We start from the raw sequence: 22,963 nt of genomic DNA, 5'->3' as shown, positions 1-22,963 counted from the left end.
TTACTAAAAGTTCAAGAAATTATCGATAAAAACCTATTAAAGTGTAGGCAAAAAAATAACGGGAGGCAAAAATTGCCCCCCGCTCTAAACCACTACCATAAAAAAAATGTCCTTATCGTTCACACGAACCTTTCGGCGGTTGCCATAATAAATTCATGGCGACAAAACATCCTTTTTTGATCAGGGTTTTAAAATATTATTTCTGAGAGATCGCCACAGCAACTGCTACAGTAGCACCTACCATTGGGTTGTTACCCATACCGATCAATCCCATCATTTCTACGTGAGCAGGAACAGAAGAAGAACCAGCGAACTGAGCATCAGCGTGCATACGACCCATTGTGTCTGTCATACCATAAGAAGCAGGACCCGCGCCCATGTTGTCTGGGTGCAAAGTACGACCTGTACCACCACCTGAAGCAACAGAGAAGTAAGACTCACCAGCTTCCAAACGCTCGCGCTTGTAAGTACCCGCTACTGGGTGTTGGAAACGAGTTGGGTTAGTAGAGTTACCAGTGATAGAAACTCCTACGTTTTCTTTGTGCATGATCGCAACACCTTCGCGTACATCATCAGCACCGAAAGACAATACTTGTGCACGTTCACCGTCAGAGTAAGCTTTGCGCATTACCTCTTCTACTTTACCAGTAGTGTAGTCAAATTTAGTTTGAACGTAAGTAAAACCGTTGATACGAGCGATGATTTTCGCTGCATCTTTACCCAAACCGTTCAAGATTACTTTCAATGGCGTGTTACGTACACGGTTCGCAGATTTTACGATACCGATAGCACCTTCAGCAGCTGCGAAAGACTCGTGACCCGCCAAGAAAGCGAAACAAGTGTTTTCTTCTTTCAACAACATCGCACCCAAGTTACCGTGACCCAAACCTACTTTACGTTGGTCAGCAACAGAACCAGGAATACAGAAAGACTGGATACCTTCACCCAAAGCTTCAGCGATTGCTGGCGCATCTTTCAAACCTCTTTTAATAGCGATGGCAGCACCTACAGTGTAAGCCCAACCTGCATTTTCGAAGGCGATTGGCTGAATTTCTTTTACCAAAGAAATTACATCAACACCATAGTTATCACAGATTGATTTAGCTTCTTCCAAAGATTCAATCCCGTTAGCTTTTAATACTGAATTGATCTGATCAATTCGACGATCGTAACTTTCAAATAATGGCATAATGAATTAGTCTTTACGTGGGTCAATAAATTTAACTGCGTCTTTGAAACGGCCATAAGTACCTGAAGCGTTTTTCAATGCTTCGTCAGCTGTTTGGCCAGCTTTGATGAAGTCCATCATACGACCCAAGTTTACGAATGAATAACCGATGATTTCATCGTCAGCATCCAAACCTAACTGAGTTACATAACCTTCAGCAACTTCCAAGTATCTTGGTCCTTTAACTGTTGTTCCGTAAACTGTACCAGTTACACCACGCAAGCCTTTACCCAAATCCTCTAAACATGCACCTACTGGCAAACCACCTTCTGAGAAAGCTGTTTGTGTACGTCCATAAACAATTTGCAAGAACAACTCACGCATCGCTGTATTGATCGCATCACATACCAAGTCAGTATTCAATGCTTCCAAAATAGTTTTTCCAGTGATGATTTCAGAAGCCATTGCTGCTGAGTGCGTCATACCTGTACAACCAATTGTTTCAATCAACGCTTCCTGAATGATACCTTCTTTAACATTCAAGCTCAATTTACATGCGCCCTGCTGAGGAGCACACCAACCCACACCGTGAGTCAAACCTGAAATATCTGATACATCTGTAGCTTTAACCCATTTTCCTTCAACTGGAATTGGAGCCGCGCCATGATTTGCATCTCTAGCGATACAATACATTCCTTGGATTTCGTGAGAAGTTTCCATAATTAATGTTTTATTTGAAAACGATATTTTATATCTATTTTTTTAAAAATAAATATTAAACATATCGAAGAATTTTTTCCTTCTATGCTTCAGCAAAAGTAGGTGCTAAATACTAAAGGTGCAAACCAAAATATCTAACAATGATATAAATTTTTATCAAGCCTGCTATCACTGAAATGGATAGATTAAATAACAATCTTTAAAAACCGAGCATCAAATTAGATCATTTGATTCGCCTGGTGATGAACAACACTGTTTGTCGTTCTCTATTATATAATGGCAAATAACTTGCCACACGCGCCAAAAGGCCCTTTATTTCTAATTATTTCGCTACTAAAGAATCAATCTAAATAACCGACTTACAAAATCAATATATATAAATTGAAAAATAAAATTACAAGGGTGGAGAAATGAGCGACTCCAACCCTTGCAACTCAAAACTAACGATAACTAAACTTTTATATATCTATTTATTGGATAATGGGAACGCTTTTTTCTCCTTTCGAAGTTGTCCCAATGTCCCTTGTTCTTTAGGTATTCTGCCGATCAGCTTCGGTGCCGAAACACGCTGAGAGGTATAAATCCCAGTATGACCACTAAAATAATATGCAACAAAACACACTACTGCAAAATATAATAAATATTGAGATCCAAATAATTCAACACCCATAATGGTACAGGCCATTGGTGTGTTGGTCGCTGCTGAAAACACCCCAATAAATCCTAATGCGGCAAACAAAGCCACGGGCGCATTCAAAACTCCAGCAAGGGTATTTCCTAAAGTCGCTCCGACGAAAAACAATGGGGTAACTTCACCACCTTTGAATCCTGAGCCCAATGTTACGGCAGTCATCACTAATTTCATCAGCCAAGAATAAGCTTTTGCGCCACCAGCATGAAAAGCCGAAGAAATACAAACGCCCCCAGGCAAATAAGAACTTGTACCAATACCGATGTAATCGTAAGTTCCTGAAATTTTTACTACGGCAATCACGAAGATCGCTCCTACCACAGGCACGAGGTATTGATTTTTCAAAACCTTCGTCAATACTTCTTTTACTTTATGGGTCAGTTCACCAAATAAGAAACCAGCAAAACCGAAGGCAATCCCTGCCAAAGCAATTTTCCCTATCAGTAAAGCAATATGATCATAGTGTAAATCTTCATTGAACTGAACATTCACCTCTTTGGCAATATTAACCAGTCTTAAATGTTCATGAGATATTCCCCAGGCAATCGTTACAAAGTTACCTACTACTGAGGCGATCAATGCAGGAATTACTGCATGGTATTTGATTTTTCCGATAGCCAATACTTCGAGGGCGAAAATTGCACCTGTTATAGGCGTACCGAAAACAGAGCCGAAACCTGCGGCAACCCCTGAAATCAATATCAGCTTAGTGTCTTTTTCATCGAGTTTGTACCATTTGCCAAATTGTTGTGCAATGGCTCCCCCAATTTGAACAGCCGTTCCTTCACGACCCGCAGAACCACCAAAAAGGTGCGTGATTACGGTAGAGAACAATACGAACGGCGCCATACGTGTTGGCACCCCACCACCGGGCTCATGAATTTCATCGATAATTAAATTATTACCTCCCGCACTGTTCTTGCCATATTTTTTATAAGACCAAACGATCAAAATACCCGCAAGTGGCAATAAATAGATGATCCACGAATGATGCGCATAAGTACTCATTCTGTAACCTGTAGCCTCTTCCAACAACCACAGGAAGAAGGCGTTCAATGATCCCACGATCACCGCAATAGGCACGATGAGCAAAAACCATTTAACCAATAACTTGATTTGATAACCAATATGCTTTATCAGATCGATGTACATAATTTTATTTTTAGAATTGATAGTGACATGATGAATCGACAAGAGCCGCAGGGCCTTGCTGATAATCTTGTGGGAAGAATATTATTGAGGGGGTGGTTTGCGCTTCAAACGCGGATGGCTGAGATCCAGAAAAAATATATGGTAATAATGTATGCATATGACGTTCCCTACTTTTATTAAGTTAAAGTAGGAGTCATCAGCTTATCTCAGCATTTATGGCTAACTCCATAGCCCAATTTAAGAAAATAGCATTTTTCAGCTACTACTCTCTTCTATCCAAAAATGTGCCAAATACTCCAATTCATCCCACCCAATTGAAATTATTTAAGCTTAAACATCATCTCCGAAAAGTATAGTATTGCCTCGCTGAAATTTGAGCAGAATTTTGATCCCCTGTTTCAGGGCTTTGCGTGCAGGTTCCCTACCGATGCCCTTTTTAAATATTGAGTAAAAATTTGCCTACAGTTAATCAGATGGGTGAGATCAGGTTGAGCATAAGGCTAAAAGCCTCGTCCACTATATCGCCCCATTGAGTTGGCAATGTAAAAAGGTGTGAATATCAGACCTGCCACCACCGCTCCAACCCTCAACTATCGGATTGTACTTTATCAGTGGATGACCTTTCCCTCTAATCGTCCTTATTGGTTTATGACAGGCAAGAACCATTCATCCAGAAAAAAACTGACGATTCCCTAAAGAACATCTGCCAATCTATGAACGACAAAATAAGGCAAAATTGGTGGGTCGTATCACTCCCATTCCCACACTTTCTCTACTCAACCATTGCACCAATTGCATTATGTTAAATTAACTCCGCGCAAAATCCACGGCACGGACAAAGATTCGCAGGTCGCAAAAGTGCGCCGCATTTTCTATTATCCACTGATTAGTTCGTTTGAGCTTGCCAAAAGCGACTGATCCACAGCAAAGAAGGCATATAGAATGTTCACTTTGAATAAAGGCTGTCGCTACAATTGCCGAAGATAGCCGTCGTTTAGGAAGGCTTCATTTTCTGATTTTTATAGGCATTCCAAAAGGGCTTGATAAAGTGCTGCGCTTTAACCGCACTCATAACGCGCAGGTTCTCAAGGGAGGAGGTTGAACCATCGAGAAAAGAGAGCATCAGGTGGGTAGGCAATTTGCTGAAAAGATCCGCAAAAATCTGCGCCCCATTATACTCCTTTTGCGCCAAAAGCACCCGTAAAATGGTTTCATCAAACATTTGATGTACAGCACTCACAGGCTCGTTGACCTCCAGCGATTTTCCTTTTTTGATAGACTTAATCAGTTGCCCGACCACAAACTGGGTATTTCTGAAAGTGTAACCTGTTGAACCACGGGTGTCACCACCCACAACCCCCAAGTTCACAACCTTTCCTTCGTTTCTTTTAAAGGGAAAGGAGGTCATTGGAATAATACCAAACTCCTCTTCCACCACATCGAAAGTTCTTATTTTCAGGGTCTTGGAAATGTATTCTTTCAGCCCTTCCCTATACACCTCTTCGGCTAATACTTTTGGTGAAAAAAAGGTGTACTCCACAAAAATACGGTTGGGCGCCACAGGAAGTACATAAAAAAAGGTGGTGCCTTCAGTTTGCGGACACCTGAAATCCATCAGGTACATTTCATGTTTTTCGAACTGATGCAGCGTGGGCGTTTCAATCATCAGTCCCTTGAAATGCTGCAACAGGGTCGGGTGCTCGCCAAAAGATGACAAATCAGGACTGATACTGTTAAATACCACGGGTGCTTCATAATCTTGCTCGCCTGCGGTAACACGCCCAATTTTGGAATCAATATGCGACACCGACGCAACGACTGTGGTAATATTGGAAAACTGACTGATCACGGCCTGCGCATAGGCGTAGAAGTCAGCACTTCGTATCATTTGATAAACATACCTGCGCGGACGCAAAGGAATGTGCGTGCCCTCCTGTGTAAAGAAGTGCATTTTCGACCACGCCTTCGACACTAAAAAGTCAAAAGGCAGAGCTTCATCAGACCAAAAACACCACGTACGATCGTTACCCCGATCGGCCAGTGGCTTAGGATCAATGAGCAGCACGGCTTTATGATCAAAGATTCCTTCCTCCAAACCACGCACCAGTAAGCTCAGATTAGCCATCCCTAATCCGCAGAAAATGTAATCAAAATTGTTTGCCGTATTCATACCAAAAGATAGAGATAGAAAATGAAAACACAAAAAAGGCTGCCCAATAAGCAGCCTTTAAATCTCGGGAACACCCGATATGGTCTATTTTATGGAAGAATGAAGTTATCGTTTATGCCTTCAAAAATCCTTATCCTGCACAAGCAGAACATTCCGCATTCATGGTATTGGCCAAGCCCTGCGCCACCGACTGCGAACGCTGATAATACAGTGTTTTTACCTGTTGGCGCCAAGCTTGAATAATCAAACCGTTGACCTCTTTTGGACTCGCCGACGGCGGAATATTCAGGTTTACTGACTGCGACTGATCAATAAATTGCTGACGGTCTGCCGCTTGCTGAACAATGCCATACTGATTGATCTCCTTGAACGTTTTGAAAACCTCTTTCTCATCTTCGGTCAGGAAGTCCAAATGCTGCACAGAACCTTGCATCAGCACCTGTCTTCGCCACCTTTTTTGGCTGATTTTCGCTACATCCTAAAAATCAATCGATTACAATAAAAATAGGTCAAAAGTGGGTGTCCCGTTTCTAAATTTTGCCTAATTTAAGGCATGTTTGTGCGTGAAAAACTCAATAAAAGTGGTAGCATCAGTGTCCAAGTCATCTATAAATCCTCAAAAAAGTACAAAGTTGTTAAGACTTTTGGCTCATCGGCTGACCCAAACGAGATTTTAGCACTTAAAAATGAAGCAAATCGATGGATTCATGGTCAGACTGGTCAGGTTGTCATTAATTTCGATAATCAAAGAACCGAAACTCAACAGGTCCTTGACAAAATAGATCAAGTCAAATCAGTTGGCATTGATCTTCTGCTAAATTCCATTTATGACGAAATAGGCTTTAATCTTGTCGGTGATCTCTTATTTCGAAGATTGGTATTTTCTCGCATCGAATACCCTGTAAGCAAGCTTGCGACGACAGAGCATTGGTCGTTAAATCATGGAATGAATGTGTCTGTCAATACTGTTTACAGGCTAATGGATAAAGTTCATTCTGAGTATAAAGAGATATTACAACATCTTAGCTTCGAACACTCAAAACAAGTTTTAGAAGGCGAGGTGAATATTGCATTTTATGATGTAACCACTCTTTATTTTGAAACAGATCATCAAGATGATTTAAGAAAAACAGGCTTTTCAAAAGAGGGGAAACATCAAAATCCGCAAATTGTACTGGGCTTATTGGTTAGTAGAGGAGGCTATCCACTTGCTTACGAAATATTTGAAGGTAATAAGTTTGAAGGGCATACCATGTTGCCTATCGTGGATGAGTTCTGCAACAAATATAATATTACCAAGTTGGTAGTTGTTGCTGATTCAGGGCTCATGTCTAATAAAAATGTAAAAGAACTACTTAATAAAGGCTATGGATTTATTCTCGGAGCAAGAATTAAGAACATGAACAAAGAAGTCAAAGACCAAATATTAAACTTGACTTTGGGTAATGGAGAGTCTGCTGAAATAGCTCAACCTGATGGATTAAGGCTGATTATTACATATTCTGACAAAAGAGCCAAAAAGGATGGTAAAAACAGACAAAAAGGGCTTGATAAACTCAAGAAGAATATTGCATCAGGTAAGCTTACAAAGTCCAATATCAATAACAGAGGCTATAACAAATATTTAAAACTTGATGGCGAGGTAAAGGTGCAGTTAGATGAAGAGAAGTTCAAGGAAGATGGTAAATGGGATGGCCTAAAAGGCTATTTAACGAACGTAGAGGGTAATTCTGATGAAATCATTGCCAATTATGGAGAACTATGGAAAATTGAAAAAGCTTTTCGTATCTCGAAGACAGACTTAAAAATTAGACCTATATTCCATCGGATTCAAAAAAGAATTGAGAGTCATATCTGCATTTCCTTTGTTGCATATAAGGTACATAAAGAGTTGGAGAGACAGCTCAATATTAAAGAGGCAGGGCTAAGTCCTGAACAGGCAATCAAAATTGCTCGAAGCATTTATGAAATTCAAGTTCCACTGTCAGATGGCAGCAAAATAAACAAAGTACTTTTGTTGCAACCAGAGCAGGTAAAATTAGCGGAATTATTCAATTTTTGACTTGGGTGTCCCGATGGCGAAAACAGGAAAAAGGCTGCCCAATAAGCAGCCTTTAAATCTCGGGAACACCCGATATGGTCTATTTTATGGAAGAATGAAGTTATCGTTTATGCCTTCAAAAATCCTTATCCTGCACAAGCAGAACATTCCGCATTCATGGTATTGGCCAAGCCCTGCGCCACCGACTGCGAACGCTGATAATACAGTGTTTTTACCTGTTGGCGCCAAGCTTGAATAATCAAACCGTTGACCTCTTTTGGACTCGCCGACGGCGGAATATTCAGGTTTACTGACTGCGACTGATCAATAAATTGCTGACGGTCTGCCGCTTGCTGAACAATGCCATACTGATTGATCTCCTTGAACGTTTTGAAAACCTCTTTCTCATCTTCGGTCAGGAAGTCCAAATGCTGCACAGAACCTTGCATCAGCATAATTGATTTCCACACCTCTGCTGTGTTCTCCCCTTTACGGTCGAGCAAAGCCACCAAATATTTGTTCTTTCGGGTGAAGTTTCCATGCGACAAACCTACCGTAAAATAATTACTGTTTACAGGCTCAATACCTGGTGATACCTGCCCCAAAATACTCGCCGAAGAGGTGGTCGGTGCAATGGTGTTCAGCGTGGTGTTTCTTCTGCCATAACCTTTCAGTAATTCGGGCTCGCCCATTACCTCTGCCAATACAGTTGAGCCGCGCATAGATTCCGCCTGAATTTCCTTCCAGATATTCTTATTCAAAATGGTGGAAGTCAGGCAGTCGAAAGGTAGATCACGTGACTGCAAATAAGAATGCCAGCCCATTACGCCAAGTCCGAGCGCACGGTGACGCATAGCAAATTTTCGTGCTTTGGTCAAAAACGACTGCTCCTCCGACTTGTCGATAAACTCCTGCATCACGGCATCGAGGAAATAAATCATCATTGGAATATAGCCCTTCCCTTCAATTTCGTCCCAGCGTTCCAAATTAATCGACGCCAGACAACATACAAAGGACTCATCCAGACCATTCGGCAAAGCAATTTCAGTACACAGGTTGGAATTGTGAATACGCATCCCTTTGTCTTTGTAAACATCTACCGTATTGTTGTTTACCGTGTCCGAAAACATAATGTAGGGCAAGCCTTTCTCCTGACGTGATTTGATGATTTTTGCCATCACCCGACGCTTATCCATATCTCCACCGATCATTTCCTCCATCCACTGATCAGAGATCGTTACCCCATAAAACAGGTTCTGAATATCATTCCCAATAGATTTAATCTCCAAAAACTCCTCAATGTCGGCATGTTCAACATTCATATAGGCCGCAAAAGCACCTCGACGAACATTCCCCTGCGAAACCACATTTACCATGGTATCAAACATTTTCATGAAAGACACCGGCCCGTTGGAGGTTCCATTACCCGTGATTTTTGCACCCCGAGGACGCAAATCCCCAAAATAGCCGGAGGTTCCACCACCAAGCTTCGACATCATCGCCGCTTCCGAATGACAATCCACTATGGAGGAAACACTGTCGCCCACATAACTACCGAAACAGGAAATCGGCAAGCCGCGAACGGTTCCCATATTTGCCCATATCGGCGAAGCCAAAGAAAGGTAACCGTAAGAAATCAGGTCGTAAAATTGCTCTTCCACGCCTTCCAGCGCTGTTCCTTTGTAATATTTCCCTGCGGCATTGGCCACACGGCGAACGGCATCATCCACATTTTCGCCTTCAAGCAAGTACCCTCGCTCCAGCATTACCTGCGATTCTTCAGTCAGCCAATCGTATCGTTCTCTTTGGGTGTTAATAGGTGTAATCATTGGTAAAATCGGTAATTGTCGTTAATGTCTTTAAATAGGTCGGTTAAAATAAATCGTCGGCAGTAATGGACTGGTTATGCTTCGAATAATCAACAGGTCGCTTGGCAAAGAAATCGTCCTGCGTATTGGCAAATACTTCCTCTTCAAACCACAGCATCCGCTTGACGGCTTCAGGGTCAGGTTTGGAAAAATCATGGATGCCAATATCTTCCAGGCTTTTCGCCGTACGTGCAATCATGAACTGTTTCAAATCATATTTGGAGATATGCTCCAGTTCTCCATGTTCAAAGATCATGTCCAGAATCTGATCCTCAACCTTCAGGGAATCCGCAGCAATTTGTTTTAAGTCCGAAAGAAACTCCTCATCAATCAGTTCAGGGTATTCTTTGGCCACCTGATTAAAGAGCCAAATGCCTGCATTGGCATGAATTTGCTCATCCTTGGACGTCCAGGCGATGATATTTGAAGTGTTTTTCAGCTGCCCCTTGAATTTCGTAAAAGACAAAATGATGGCAAACTGACTGAAAAGACTGACGTTCTCTACCAACAGGGCGAAAACAGCAAGGGATTTCAAAAAGTCCTTGCGGCTGTGGTCACTCTTCAGCTGTATATTTTGGGTCAGCACCTCAAGGCGCCCCTGAATTTCTTTACGCGCCACAAATGCTTCAAACTCATCGTCGGCAATACCCAAAACCTCCAACAGGCGGGAATATGCCTCAGAATGTCGCCACTCACATTCCGCAAAAGTAGCACCGAGCCCGTTAAATTCCGGCTTGGGCAGGTGGCGGAATAAGTTCCCCCAATATTGCTTCACCGACACTTCTACCTGAGCGATGGATTTCAACGCATTCTTCACTGCAAATTGCTCCTTTTCAGAGAAGTTCACTTTAAAGTCTTGAATATCAGCCGAAAAATCTACTTCTGAATGCACCCAGAAGGTCTGATTGATGGCATCAATAAAAGGTAAAACTTCAGGATACTCAAGTGGTTTGTAAGCAATGCGTCGATCAAAGATCCCCATGGTTTATTTGGTGTTTTTATGTTGTTCAAAATTGTTAAACAAACATAATAAGAATGATTATTGAAGGAAAATCTCAAAAATCACCCCTTAAAAAAAGTAAAATTCAAAATTTCGGTCGCCCACAACCGATGCAATTCTCACCTTAAATATTCCTTAAAAACTAATATTTATCACCTTAAAATAGTCCATTTATTAGCTTGGCCCTTTTCAGCGATCCTCAATTTCAAAGCCCTATCTGATTGAAAACCAAATTTTTTTTACCTGCAATCCACCACTTTGAGCTCAATAACACCTACTCTCATTATTAACACTTAATCATTAAAATATCATATTTAATAAAATTATCATCCACCCCTATGCGCGAATAATTCACCCCCAAAAACTTTTTATTTCTACTTATCGTTTTTATTTTTGTCGCACACGACATAAATAATCCTATACCAATATTTTCATCATCATGAATCCACAATTTTATAATTTCGAGGCCAATACCCTGACAGGGAAAAAAATATCCATGGAAGATTTTAAAGGCAAAACCGTTCTGGTGGTTAATACTGCGAGTAAATGCGGACTTACGCCTCAGTATGAAGGACTCGAAGCCTTGTACAAAAAATATAAAGACCAGGATTTCGTTATTTTAGGCTTCCCCTGTAACCAATTCGGCAATCAGGAGCCAGGAACGGCCTCAGACATTCAGGAAGGATGCCTGATCAATTATGGGGTTTCCTTTCCAATGTTTGAGAAAATAGAGGTCAATGGTGATAATGCCCATCCGCTGTACAAATATTTAAAGGATAAGAAATCTGGCTGGTTTGGGTCAAGAATCAAATGGAACTTCACGAAGTTTCTCATCAGCGATCAAGGACATGTGCTGAAGCGCTACTCGCCAACAACCAAACCACAGAAAATTGAAAAAGACCTGAAAAATTGCTTGTCTTAAAAGCCGAATTCTTTTCACCTTTGCCCCGTAAAAAATCATTGAGGCTATGAACGATAAATATGACCCGTTAAAACTCGACAATCAACTTTGCTTCCCCTTGTATGCCACCTCAAGGCTGATTGTCAGGGCTTACCAGCCATTTTTGAATAAGCTGAACCTGACGTATCCACAATATCTGGTCTTGATGGTTTTATGGGAAGAGGATGCGCAACCTGTCAATGACATTGCCAAAAAACTGATTCTGAACACCAACACCATCACCCCTTTATTGAAGCGCATGGAAACACTGGGTCTTATCAGCAGGACAAAATCAAGTGAAGACGAGCGTAAAGTGATTGTGTTACTCTCCGAAAAAGGCAAAGCAATGAAAGAGGATGCCCTGAAAATCCCTGAGGAACTGAAGGCTTCCCTAAAGGTGGAGGAGATTCCACAGGCGGAAATGATCGCCCTAAAACAGACCCTTCAGGCATTCATTGCACAGCTGCAATAAAATATCCCGAAGGAAGGAATTTCCGTTCGTTTGACTGTTTAACTATAATTTTCGATATATTTTTCATAGATTAAGGAAGAAACTACACCACAGCAAATCCTCCAACCTATGAAAAATATTTTTTTTCTATTCTTATTTGGCCTCATTGCCCATGCCGCGCACGCCAATGGCGAGCACGAAAAAAAGGAATCCATGCCACAGCACTGGTCAAGGGGCATTTACCATCAGACGCAGGGGAAGGCACCGTATGTCAGGAGTCAGTCCATTGGCGAATTAAGCTTCGTTACCGTCGCCACGCCATTCGACAGCCGCAGAAGTCCTTCCTTTAAGATGAAATATTTTTTTGTGGATGAAAACCAAAAACGCACAGAAATTCATTTTGGCCTTTTCGGTTTGTCGAAACAATCGAAACAGACCATCGCTCAAAGCCTCAAGCAGCTCGACACGAATGCTCGGATTAATAAACGCCAATTAATCTCCATGCTCCAAGCGCATAACGAGCAATAAACGATTCCTGAAATCCGTTGAAAAGTATCATTAAACCTGTCGGTCTGCCTGATATATTCACGTTGCCAACAATTAAAAGAACATGCCAGCTAAACTGATAATTATATTGACGATATTTTCAACTTCGATTTTTGCACAAGTTGATTGTAGGAAATATCCTGACAAATACATTCCGACTGATTTGGATGACGCATTGAATTATCTTGATTGTAAATGGAGTGATTCTGATAAAGAGGAATTTAAAAGCAAGCCTGAAAATGACGCAGTAGTTGAGTTGCATTTTGGGACAGGAATGGGAATTAGGAACAGTTGGGGATTATGGAAAGGAGATTCTGGTATTTCAAAATATTTTCGTGATTTAGGGATAAATCACCCTGATGATATGTCGAGCATTATTTTGACGTCTTTTCATAGGTATTTAAATAAACAGGATGTTAAAATTGACGAACAGGTTAAGTATTATATCGCATATTGGAAAAAAACAAAGCAAGCTGAATTTGAAAGAAAAAGAAATGATTTTAACGAGTTCAGCATTAATGACACAGTTGATTTCTTATACAACTTTGATTTCATCTCGAAAGAACAAGAAGATAAATACATGGATGATTCTTGTTTCGCAAGAGGTATAGTCCTTAAAAAAGACACGGTTGATTTAAAACTCCAAATTCAGCTTTTTGAAAGTTGTGACGAGGATGGGATTATCCTTTCAATAAGTGACGAATATATCAAAAAAGAAACGGAATGGGTTCTGAAAGAAAAGGACAAGAAGGAAATTATGAGAAAAGGAGAAATTAAGTGGACAAATTATGATAATTGGGAAACGATTGAATAAGTAACTGTTGGCAACAATGCATCATAAGTAATGCGGGGAACGTAGCATTTATGAGGGTTTGTGCTGTATTTGAGCCCGCCAAATCTACGATTTGACGAGCTAATTAAAATTTGAAAGTTAACTGTGAAATCGTAGTTTTGGCTACTTAGCTATTTGAGACAGTTGTGGGTTAAATTCCGCACTACTCATATGCGAGCCGATTTTCAGCGGATTTATTGGACACAAAAAAACCATGCCTTATGAAAAAAGCATGGTTAATTTAGCGTTTATACTTGTAGCGTTATGTAATTCTATTTTTGAGCGATAATTTTCACCACAGGAACACCCATCATGTCTTGTTCCAAGGTTAGTTTACCATCTTTAATGCTCCCGTGGGTTCCGCCGATTTTCAAACCCGCCAATGGGTTACCCGCATTAGGATCAACATTATAAGCTGATTGCAACCACGATTGCTTTTTCTCAGGCATTTTATTATCCGAAGAGAAAGTATACACTCCAGCGTTAAAGGACACTTTCAAATGATTGAAAGTCATCACATCCGCCGCTTTCATATGTGGGTCAACCACAATATTAATATGATTGTCATCCTCACGGCTCACAATCAATGTTGCGCCTTTAGGTACAACGCCCTTTTTCAGGCTCTGATGCTGTGCCTGAGCACCTTCAGCAAATATTCCATCCAAACCTTTAGCCATTGACTCATAAGTTTGAGGCTTATAGGTACCGCTAATATCACTTGTTAAGTTGGCAACAGGATCGTTATCTTTTGAACAAGCTGTAAAAACGGTCGACAAAAACAGGAAGGCAACAATTAATTTTAGGGTAGTTTTCATAAGTAGTAGTTTTGTTTTCATAGCTAATCCAAATAAAGTGCCAAAAACAACCTACCAATAATTATTGAAATCTGAAGGCGGAAATTATAAATATCACTTCATCAGATATTACATTATTGATCCCTGAAAGCATTCTTTTGCCCTTAAATATCCTCGTTTGTCTATCATAAAATGGGCAAATAATCTTTAATTTGTAGGGCATAAAGAACTCCATTATGAAAATTTTACATACTTCGGATTGGCATTTAGGTAAAAAACTCCATCAGTTTGACCTCCTTGAAGACCAACGCTATTTTTTGCAATGGCTCACCGATTACATAAATGAACAACAAATTAATCTCCTGCTGATTGCTGGAGATATTTTCGATACCGCCCACCCACCAATGGGTGCTCAGGAACTTTATAATAATTTTCTTGCCCAGCTGTTCAAGGCCAATTATCCTGAAAAGATCATCATTACCGATGGTAATCACGATGGCAGAGCCAATATGCGCGTGCCGAAAAGCATTCTTAAAGCCCTCAATATTGATGTGGCCTGCCAACTCGAAGAGGAGCTTGACGAGCATATTATAACATTTCAGTCTGGCGACGAAACAGTTTTAGTGGGTGCCATTCCTTTTTTAAGGGATCAGGACCTACGAAAAAGTGTCAGCGATCCTACCATTGAACCTGAGGTCGCCATCAGGTCGGGAATTGAAACCATTTATGCAAACCTTGCTGAGAAAATGACTGCCCGACTGGCGGAGGCGCCAAAAATCGCCATGGGACACCTGTACACTCAGGGGGTGAAACTTGAAATTCCAGAAACGGAGGAAGGCGACCAAAAAGTTCCGGACAGCGAGCGCCCGATCCAAATGGGGCATCAGGCATCGGTGAACAGCAGTATTTTCCCTGCCACTTTCGATTATGTCGCACTGGGCCATATTCATCTGCCACAGCAAATCAGTGGTCCAACGGAAATTCACTACTCGGGTGCGCCCTACCCTTTGAGTTTTGCAGAACGCAATTATAAATCGCAATGCAACCTCATCACGATCAAGGGGCAGAAAATTCAGGCGATTGACAAAATCCGAATTCCCGTCTATCGAAAATTCATCACCCTCAAAGGCACCTTGGCAGAGATCAAACTTAAGGCGGATCAGTTCGAAACATTCACTGCCCCCTCTTTAATAGAGGTAAAATTGGTGGAAAAGGATTACGATCCACTGTTACGTTCCCGATTCGATGAATGGCGCGAGGAATTTCATCAGTCACAAAAACACGCCATCATTGTTAAAAGCAGTATTGTTTTTACCCACGACAGCCGAGATGCGCAACAGCTCTTCCAAAAGCACCAAATCAATCAGCAGGAATTTACGGCGGAGAAAGTTTTTCAGGCACGCCTTGAACTGGCCGTTGATTTAGACGAACTCACTAAAAAGGAAGTGCTCGAAGCCTTTTTCACTCTTGCTGAAAACACCACCAAAAACGACTAAGCCATGAAAATCAATAAAATTGTTATTCATAATCTCAACTCCCTGAAGGGAAAGCATACCATCGATTTTGAAGGTGAAGAGCTGAAGCAAGTCGATTTGTTGGCCATTGTGGGAGATACAGGTGCAGGAAAAACCACCATTCTCGACGCCGTTTTATTGGCGTTGTTCAATAAAACCCCACGCTACAATAAAAGCCTCAGTGCCAAAGAACTTGAGCAAAGTGGCGGAATTGTTACCCGAGGTGAATCTGAAGCTGGGGTAAGTATTGATTTTGAAATCAAGAAGAACGGCAGCATCGCCTATTATCGGGCAAAATGGTCGGCAAGAAAAGGAAAAAAAGGAGAAGCCAAGCATAAGATTCAGGCCTACCATATGGAGTTTTCTGCGCTCGGCAATTTACATAGTGAAGAGGGGGAAATCCTCGCCAAAGGGGCAGAAAGCAAAGTCCGACCATTGATCGAAGAAATCGTGGGGCTGAATTATGATCAGTTTATTAAAGGAGTGATGCTCTCGCAGGGCGCTTTTGCCAAATTCCTGCGTGCCAATAAAAAGGACAGAAATGCGTTGCTGGAAAAAATCACCCGATCATTCGATTTTAGGGAAATTTCCAAGGCTTCGTATTTAAAGAATAAAACGCTGCAAGACGCCATCCTTCAACTGAAACAAGAAAAGGAGGCTCAAAAATGTCTGAGTGCGGAAGAAATCATTTTGATAAATGAAGAAATTGAGCGTCTTCAACCTCAATCAGTGGCTTTGGAAGAAGAAATTAAGGTGCTGAAAGAGCAGCTGAACAATTTCAAGGCACTGAAGCAGAAACAGGCTGAAAAGCTACAAACCGACACCGCAATTCAGGAACTGACACAGGAATGTACTGCATTTGCGGAGGAGGAACAGAAACTTCAAAATTACGAGGCTTGTCTGCCCTACTTGGCAGATTTTGAAGCCCTGAAAAACAAAGAAGATCAACTGCAGGAAGAATTAAAAAGCCTCCACGATTTATCGGGTGCTGTGGAAGGTTTATTGATGCTGAAGGAGCAATTGAAAAAGGAAGTTGAAAAAAGAAAGCAAGCGCATGCTGAATTCAATAAGGCTTTCGAGGAGAAATTGGTACTTATCCAACAAACCGAAGTACTTGATCAGCAGATAAAAGCACACCAAAGTACCCTTGCCCACCTTGAGCCAAACCATCAATCGGCGGTCAAAAAACAGCAGGCAATCCAACAAAAAATTGTGTCCCTGCAGGAGAAATCCGAAAAGTTGCAGGAACAACGCGAACAAAAGCAAGCTTGGCTCGAGCAGTTTCAACAGCTCGAACATTTGCGTAACGACCTGCCATTTCTCGAAAATATCAAGGCACAGATGGCTGATCAGCAACAGGCGATTGAAAGCAAGCTGAACACGATCAACAGCGACAAACTGGTGGGCAAAATTAAGGATGCCCTTGCGAAACAACAACTTGCGGACATGATTCCTGAGTGGATTTCAACAACTGAAAAAAGCTGTACTGAACTTCAGGAGCAATTGGCCTATAAATGGGATGAGGACACCTTTAAGGCACAAATCTCATTGCTGGAACAAGCTGAAAGATTATTTAAAGACCAGCAACAGGTTGAGCAAGAACAACAGCTTTGTCAGCAAAATATTAAATTGGTACTGGCGGAGAAAGTGAAAACCAAGGCCGAGCATCAGCAATTGACGGTGCAATTGAAGGTACATGAAAACGAATTTGACATTGCAAAAAAGGAGTATGAAAATACCAAATTGATGCATGATCAGGGCGTGGCGTACCTACGGTCAAAACTTCTACCGCAGGAGCAGTGCCCTGTTTGCGGCGCAACGGATCACCCACTTGCTGACCAACCTACCGATCAGTCATTGATCAGCAGGGCGGAAAAAAATGTTCAACTAACAGAAAAGCAAAAAGTATCGACTGAAAAGCAATTAATGGATTCGGAAGGCCGCCTCAAGCAAGCGATTTTCAAAATTGAAGAATATGAAAAATCCCTGAAGAGCATCGGTGAGAAATCGCAGCAGATCGCTGATGAAATCACAAAAATTAAGGCTTCCAATTTAACGGGCACACCGCTACAGTCAGAAAATATTCCATCGACCATAGCGACAGTTCATACTGCAAAGCAACAGGCTGATATGCTGAAACGGTACGAGCTCATGATCAGTGAATTGTCAGAAATAAAAATCTATACGGACAGAATCACGGAAGCTGAAGGAAAAATAGCACAGCGTATTGCCCCTTATCAACAACTCATTCCCGATGCCGACCTCTCCGCTTTAACACAGCATGCACAGCTTTTTGAAACCAATAAAGAGGCGCTAAACAACCTTTCTGAAGCTTGCTCCATTCATCGTAATGACCTTCAGAATGCCAAAGAGCAACTTGAATTGAACACTGCCGAGCTGACAAAATCTCAGGTGGAAATTGAGCAGTTAAATACTGTCCTTAAAGACCTGCAACAACAGCGACAAACCATTTTTGGCGATCAGGAAACGGAAAATGAAAAGCAGCAGTGGGCAGCAAAACAGCAAGCCAGCACTACCGCCTTACAAAATGAGGAACAAAAACTCGCCCTCAACAAGCAGGAAATTGAGCAGAAGCAACAGCTGACCATCGCGAGCAGGGAAAAGCAACAACGCCTCAAATCGAGCATCAATGCGCTGAAGGAAGCATTTGAACAGGCATTGGCAAAGCTGAAAATGTCGGAACGGTCGGCCTTTGAAACCGTCCTGAAGTATAAAGCACAAGCCGAGGGATGGAAGGCCAAAAGAGAAGCCCTGCATCAGGAAAACACCAGGCTAAAGGAACGTTTACAGGGTACTGAAAAGAATATTCGTGAGTTGCAAAGCAAGATTGGTGACCAAAGTATTGCGCCTGAAAAAATGGACGACCTCCTGCAAACAAAGGCCGAGGAACACCACCATTTTACCCAGGAAATGGCAAACCTGAAAGCCAAGCTCAATCACAACGACTCGATATTATCCTATTCAAAGTCACTCGATCAGAAAATCAAAAAACAAGCAGAAAATGCCAAGGTTTGGTATATTCTCAACGAACTGATTGGCAGTGCTGAAGGAGATAAGTTTAATAATTACGCCCAGTCGCTGATGTTGGGAATACTGCTTGAATACGCCAACAAATACCTGAATATGCTGAATAAACGATATCAGTTTGTTGGTATTCCTGAGCATAGCAACGAAGATGATCTCTATATCAGAGATATTGAAATGGGCAATGAGATCAGGGCGATAAAAACCCTCTCTGGCGGCGAAACTTTTCTTTTGGCGCTTTCTATGGCTTTGGGCTTGTCTGATATGGCGAGTCAAAAAGTGAAAATTGAAAGCCTATTTATAGATGAGGGATTCGGTACGCTCGATAAAGCCACCCTTGAGGAGGTCCTCGCCACGCTTGAAAACCTTCAGGACAAAACTGGAAAGAAGATCATCATCATTTCCCACGTACCTGAGCTACAGGAACGAATAAGCACCCAAATCCGTTTGGAAAAAACAGGTGCAGGATATTCTAAACTGACCATCCAACACTAAAAATTTACGCTGGCATTCGTGCCAGCGTTCCCTTTTCACCTCAAGCTGATCAACCTAAAATATGGCCTATTTACAAGACCCCAGAGTGTTTTTTGCCACCGAACGAACTTTGCTGGCATGGGTACGCACCGAAGTCGCCTTGCTCGGATTTACCTTTCTGATCAAAAAATTCACCATGGAAGCCATCACTGGCGTCATTTCCATGGCTTCCTTACACTGGATCGTCGGCTTCCTGTGCTTCGGCACTTGCCTTTTCTCCCTGCTGTCGGTCCTCCACATTTATTACTCCCTTAATAAATTAGGGCCTACCGAGCTGCCGACCAAATTTTCAAAAACCTTCATGATGTTTGTATGCATCACCAGTCTCATAATGAACATCGTGATCAGCCTGATCATTATCACGATGAAACCGCTTTAACCTGTCATTTTATTGGTTCATAGGTTGATGAACATAAACGGACTTTCTGGCAATCCCTGAGTGCATAATGACTGTAAACCACCAAACCAAACAGGCAAAACTTGATCGGCTCTTGGAAGCAGCTAAGCCATATATCAGTGGTGACAAAGGCCTGAAGTACGCTCCATTGACGCCTATTTGCCAATCGACTAAATTAACCGAACAAACCGAAGGCCAATAATAATGCGTCGGTTTGCGAAAAAAGCATTAACTTGCAGTCATGAATGAACGCAGAACTATCCGAGAAAATGAAATGACCCTTGTTCGTCATTTACTGAAATTGGCAGGTTTAGATCCTGACAGTATCAACATCCCAACCGAGGTAGAAGAATATGAAGGCGGAAAAATGGGCAGTATAAATTTTACTGACTTTAATAAAGCACCTTACTTGAATGACCTTGTTCAGGTGATTTATACTGACAGTGACCAAACGCCCGTGGTTATTACGCTGACGCAAAACAGTGAACACGAAATTTTGGATATGGATTTCTGGAAGAAAGATTTTTCTAAATTGATCACTTATCCAACCCCTGAAAAAGTTGCCGTTAAAGACCCTAACGCCTTAATTTAGGGTAAAAAAATGGGGAGAACCCCTTCTCCCCTCAAAATCTAAAAAGAATTATACCTGATGGCTTAACCCTTTCTTAACCGTCTACAATTTAAGGGTTTATAATCATTCAAAATAATTTATATATTAATCTAACATCATCTCTTTATCAAATTTGTTTTATAACATTAATTGAAATTTCAATTATTTAAATTTGATAATTACCGAGGAAAATATTACACAAAATACTTTTCCTTTTTGAGGATTATCTTAAATAATCCACATGAATTTTAGAAAGCTATTTGTCTAAAATATACATATAGCTAAAATTTTAATTTCTTTATTGATAAAATGCTATGGCAGATCACGCATTCGATTTCTCTCCCTACCTGAAAAATTTAGGTATCAAAAGCCCAAATAAAATGCAGGAGGCTTGCTTGGCAAATTACCCTGTAAAGAAAAATTTACAGCTTTGGTCACCAACAGGTAGTGGAAAAACATTAGGCTTTCTTCTTCCGATCCTCGCAGAACTTGATCCTGAGGTAGAAGGTGTACAGGCCCTGATCATCTCACCTTCCAGAGAATTGGCCTTACAGATTGAGTCCGTTTTCAAGAAAATGAGGACCAACTATAAAATCAACAGTGTCTATGGTGGGCATCCGATGAGGACTGAAATTAACAACTTTAGGCACATGCCAAGTATCATTGTCGGAACACCGGGCCGATTACTTGACCATTTCGATAAAGAAAACATTGATGGCAGCACGATCAAGCACCTGATCCTTGATGAGTTCGACAAAAGTTTGGAAATGGGCTTTTTGCGCGACATGGCTGACATCTTTTTCCACTTGCCCAATGTGACACATAAATTTCTGATCTCTGCTACGGCTGACATCGAAGTGCCTGAATTCATCAATATGCCTGATGCCCATTTGCTTGACTTTTCAGAAGAGCATACCAAAAGTGAGCTACAATTAAAGAGCCTCACAACGGCAGATGAGGATAAATATATCGGTCTGCGCGCCTTATTGGGTGAAATTGGCGGAGAATCGACCATCATCTTTTGTAACCACAAGGATGCGGTACGCAGAATTCATGAACAACTGACTCTCGACAAAATTGATTGTATCCCCTATCACGGAGATTTAGACCAACAAGAAAGAGAGCGCGCCATCATCAAATTCAGAAATGGCAGTGCACATTTTTTGATTACCACTGATTTGGCAGGCCGTGGTCTGGATATCGATCAGGTGGCCCATGTGATTCATTACCAGTTACCACGACAGGTGGCTACGTTCACGCATAGAAATGGCCGAACCGCACGGATGGATAAAAATGGTACTGCTTATGTGATGCTTTCCGATAAAAAAGGGGACATTGATTATCTGCCCACCAATATGGAAGCGATCTCCTTTGATCTTGAAGCCGAAGAACAACGAAGCATTCCAGCGCCCCTATGGACGACCTTATTTATCAGCAGAGGAAAAAAAGACAAAGTCAACAAAATAGACATCGTTGGATTGCTCTGCCAGAAAGGAGGGCTTGAAAAACAGCAAATCGGTAAGATTGATGTCCTTGACTTCTGCGCTTTTGTGGCTGTTTCCGCTGATGTTGCACAAAGAGTAAGTAAGCAACTCCGTGAGGAGAAAATCAAAAAAAGGTCGGTAAGAATTGGTATTGCCAGATAATAAATCTTTTAAAGGGCTGTTCTATGAAAAAACAGCCCTTTTTTCTTTAATATTCCAAACAAGATCATGTAAGATAAGATGTAAGAAATTCATCAGGTGTGCAAAATTCAAAATTTAACTATTTGTATTATTTTTTTAACTTTAACCATCCTTTACTTTTTATTTTGATTATTCTTGCTGAGGTCATCCAAAATCCCCTCCATTCGTAATTTTTCCATAGATTCATCCAGAATTCGTCCACTTCAAAAAGGATGAAAAATGTCCTCTCCTCCTTATTTTTCTTACACCAAAATCATTTTTCCATCCTAACATGCCACTGATAATCGACAATCATTTGGGCGCAGGGACGTTATTCTCCATAGAAACTATTTATAGCATATGGAAACCAATAAACCTGTTTTACTTGTAGTTGATGACGACAACATGATTATCAAAATCATCAATCATTCGCTTTCGAAACACTATGAAATCGTCTCATTTACAGATATGCGGAAAGCCATGCAGGCACTTGCGAACGGACTAACGCCTGACCTGTTTATAATTGACCTACAAATAAAAAATGATACTGGGATTGAGCTGATAAAATTCATCAAGTCTTTTGACGCCTATTTCCCAGAACAAATTCTCTGCCTATCGGCAGACAATGATCAGAGTAGCATCAGTGCGGTCTTTAATGCTGGCGCATTTGATTATCTGAAAAAACCATTCAATCCAAGAGAATTGAAATTGAGACTTGACCGGATGCGTCACCGTCATCAACTTATTACGATGTGTGCCTTGCCTGTTGAAGCAACACCATACACGACGGTTTCAAACATCAGTCAAACCGCTTAAATATTTCTCC

20 protein-coding genes and 1 riboswitch are annotated in these 22,963 nt (G+C 41.3%); of the genes, 12 read left to right on the top strand and 8 right to left on the bottom strand.

All coding sequences use genetic code 11. From position 1 onward, the window contains the following. Nucleotides 1-196: 196 nt before the first annotated feature. The 5 genes from AABK40_RS14250 to AABK40_RS14230 all read right to left on the bottom strand — a co-directional run bounded on the left by AABK40_RS14250 (nucleotide 197) and on the right by AABK40_RS14230 (nucleotide 6,334). Entirely contained in the window at nucleotides 197-1,189 is a 993-nt protein-coding gene (locus AABK40_RS14250; RefSeq protein WP_338398367.1) for a GGGtGRT protein, read from the bottom strand. Between the two features lie 6 nt (nucleotides 1,190-1,195). Further along, nucleotides 1,196-1,888 carry an iron-sulfur cluster assembly scaffold protein gene (locus AABK40_RS14245; RefSeq protein ID WP_332921534.1) on the bottom strand — a complete coding sequence of 231 codons (693 nt, stop codon included), beginning with the start codon at nucleotides 1,886-1,888 and terminating at the stop codon, nucleotides 1,196-1,198. A 466-nt stretch (nucleotides 1,889-2,354) separates the two neighbouring features. Continuing rightward, a complete protein-coding gene (locus AABK40_RS14240) occupies nucleotides 2,355-3,731 on the bottom strand; it encodes a voltage-gated chloride channel family protein (protein WP_332921533.1) in 1,377 nt (458 codons plus the stop codon). Nucleotides 3,732-3,911: 180 nt separating this feature from the next. Continuing rightward, a riboswitch (Fluoride riboswitch) is annotated at nucleotides 3,912-3,973 on the bottom strand. A gap of 752 nt (nucleotides 3,974-4,725) precedes the next feature. Beyond that, nucleotides 4,726-5,901, bottom strand: a complete 1,176-nt coding sequence (locus tag AABK40_RS14235) for a lycopene cyclase family protein (RefSeq protein WP_338398366.1) — start codon at nucleotides 5,899-5,901, stop codon at nucleotides 4,726-4,728. Between the two features lie 130 nt (nucleotides 5,902-6,031). Then, the gene (locus AABK40_RS14230) at nucleotides 6,032-6,334 is read right to left on the bottom strand and encodes a hypothetical protein (RefSeq protein WP_421953314.1); all 303 of its coding nucleotides are present in this window, start codon (nucleotides 6,332-6,334) and stop codon (nucleotides 6,032-6,034) included. 120 nt (nucleotides 6,335-6,454) lie between these two features. Between AABK40_RS14230 and AABK40_RS14225 the strand changes: the two genes are divergently transcribed. Continuing rightward, the gene (locus tag AABK40_RS14225; protein WP_338397304.1) at nucleotides 6,455-7,963 is read left to right on the top strand and encodes an IS1634 family transposase; all 1,509 of its coding nucleotides are present in this window, start codon (nucleotides 6,455-6,457) and stop codon (nucleotides 7,961-7,963) included. Nucleotides 7,964-8,088: 125 nt separating this feature from the next. On the opposite strand, the gene AABK40_RS14220 is transcribed toward AABK40_RS14225, so the two are convergent. Together AABK40_RS14220 and AABK40_RS14215 are read right to left on the bottom strand one after the other, a co-directional pair. Beyond that, nucleotides 8,089-9,771 (bottom strand): ribonucleoside-diphosphate reductase subunit alpha, encoded by a 1,683-nt coding sequence (locus AABK40_RS14220; RefSeq protein ID WP_338398365.1) that lies wholly within the window; start codon nucleotides 9,769-9,771, stop codon nucleotides 8,089-8,091. Between the two features lie 43 nt (nucleotides 9,772-9,814). After that, entirely contained in the window at nucleotides 9,815-10,792 is a 978-nt protein-coding gene (locus AABK40_RS14215) for a ribonucleotide-diphosphate reductase subunit beta (RefSeq protein ID WP_332921530.1), read from the bottom strand. Between the two features lie 457 nt (nucleotides 10,793-11,249). Between AABK40_RS14215 and AABK40_RS14210 the strand changes: the two genes are divergently transcribed. From AABK40_RS14210 to AABK40_RS14195, 4 genes are all read left to right on the top strand, one after another. Then, nucleotides 11,250-11,732 carry a glutathione peroxidase gene (locus tag AABK40_RS14210; protein ID WP_332921529.1) on the top strand — a complete coding sequence of 161 codons (483 nt, stop codon included), beginning with the start codon at nucleotides 11,250-11,252 and terminating at the stop codon, nucleotides 11,730-11,732. A gap of 46 nt (nucleotides 11,733-11,778) precedes the next feature. After that, nucleotides 11,779-12,222, top strand: coding sequence for a MarR family winged helix-turn-helix transcriptional regulator (locus tag AABK40_RS14205; protein WP_338398364.1), 444 nt, complete (start codon nucleotides 11,779-11,781; stop codon nucleotides 12,220-12,222). A gap of 108 nt (nucleotides 12,223-12,330) precedes the next feature. After that, entirely contained in the window at nucleotides 12,331-12,729 is a 399-nt protein-coding gene (locus tag AABK40_RS14200) for a hypothetical protein (RefSeq protein ID WP_332921527.1), read from the top strand. An 82-nt stretch (nucleotides 12,730-12,811) separates the two neighbouring features. Continuing rightward, nucleotides 12,812-13,561 carry a DUF6794 domain-containing protein gene (locus tag AABK40_RS14195; protein ID WP_338398363.1) on the top strand — a complete coding sequence of 250 codons (750 nt, stop codon included), beginning with the start codon at nucleotides 12,812-12,814 and terminating at the stop codon, nucleotides 13,559-13,561. Nucleotides 13,562-13,851: 290 nt separating this feature from the next. On the opposite strand, the gene AABK40_RS14190 is transcribed toward AABK40_RS14195, so the two are convergent. After that, nucleotides 13,852-14,394: a hypothetical protein gene (locus AABK40_RS14190; RefSeq protein ID WP_338398362.1), complete on the bottom strand. Its 543-nt coding sequence runs from the start codon at nucleotides 14,392-14,394 to the stop codon at nucleotides 13,852-13,854. Nucleotides 14,395-14,609: 215 nt separating this feature from the next. Between AABK40_RS14190 and AABK40_RS14185 the strand changes: the two genes are divergently transcribed. The 7 genes from AABK40_RS14185 (at nucleotide 14,610) to AABK40_RS14155 (ending at nucleotide 22,953) form a co-directional block, all read left to right on the top strand. Further along, on the top strand, nucleotides 14,610-15,869 hold the full coding sequence (locus AABK40_RS14185; RefSeq protein WP_338398361.1) for a metallophosphoesterase family protein: 1,260 nt from the start codon (nucleotides 14,610-14,612) through the stop codon (nucleotides 15,867-15,869). Nucleotides 15,870-15,872: 3 nt separating this feature from the next. After that, nucleotides 15,873-19,427, top strand: a complete 3,555-nt coding sequence (locus AABK40_RS14180) for an AAA family ATPase (protein ID WP_338398360.1) — start codon at nucleotides 15,873-15,875, stop codon at nucleotides 19,425-19,427. Between the two features lie 61 nt (nucleotides 19,428-19,488). After that, nucleotides 19,489-19,845: a YidH family protein gene (locus AABK40_RS14175; RefSeq protein ID WP_332921523.1), complete on the top strand. Its 357-nt coding sequence runs from the start codon at nucleotides 19,489-19,491 to the stop codon at nucleotides 19,843-19,845. 67 nt (nucleotides 19,846-19,912) lie between these two features. After that, nucleotides 19,913-20,065 carry a hypothetical protein gene (locus tag AABK40_RS14170; protein ID WP_338398359.1) on the top strand — a complete coding sequence of 51 codons (153 nt, stop codon included), beginning with the start codon at nucleotides 19,913-19,915 and terminating at the stop codon, nucleotides 20,063-20,065. Between the two features lie 39 nt (nucleotides 20,066-20,104). Continuing rightward, the gene (locus AABK40_RS14165) at nucleotides 20,105-20,455 is read left to right on the top strand and encodes a DUF6984 family protein (protein WP_338398358.1); all 351 of its coding nucleotides are present in this window, start codon (nucleotides 20,105-20,107) and stop codon (nucleotides 20,453-20,455) included. A gap of 332 nt (nucleotides 20,456-20,787) precedes the next feature. After that, entirely contained in the window at nucleotides 20,788-22,119 is a 1,332-nt protein-coding gene (locus AABK40_RS14160; RefSeq protein ID WP_338398357.1) for a DEAD/DEAH box helicase, read from the top strand. Nucleotides 22,120-22,497: 378 nt separating this feature from the next. Continuing rightward, complete coding sequence (locus AABK40_RS14155) at nucleotides 22,498-22,953, top strand: response regulator transcription factor (RefSeq protein WP_332921520.1); 456 nt, start codon at nucleotides 22,498-22,500, stop codon at nucleotides 22,951-22,953. Nucleotides 22,954-22,963 lie beyond the last annotated feature (10 nt).

The organism is Persicobacter psychrovividus (assembly GCF_036492425.1).
GTDB classification, from domain to species: domain Bacteria; phylum Bacteroidota; class Bacteroidia; order Cytophagales; family Cyclobacteriaceae; genus Persicobacter; species Persicobacter psychrovividus.
Note: the sequence above shows the minus strand (reverse complement) of the source record. Positions and strands in the feature narration are given on the sequence as shown.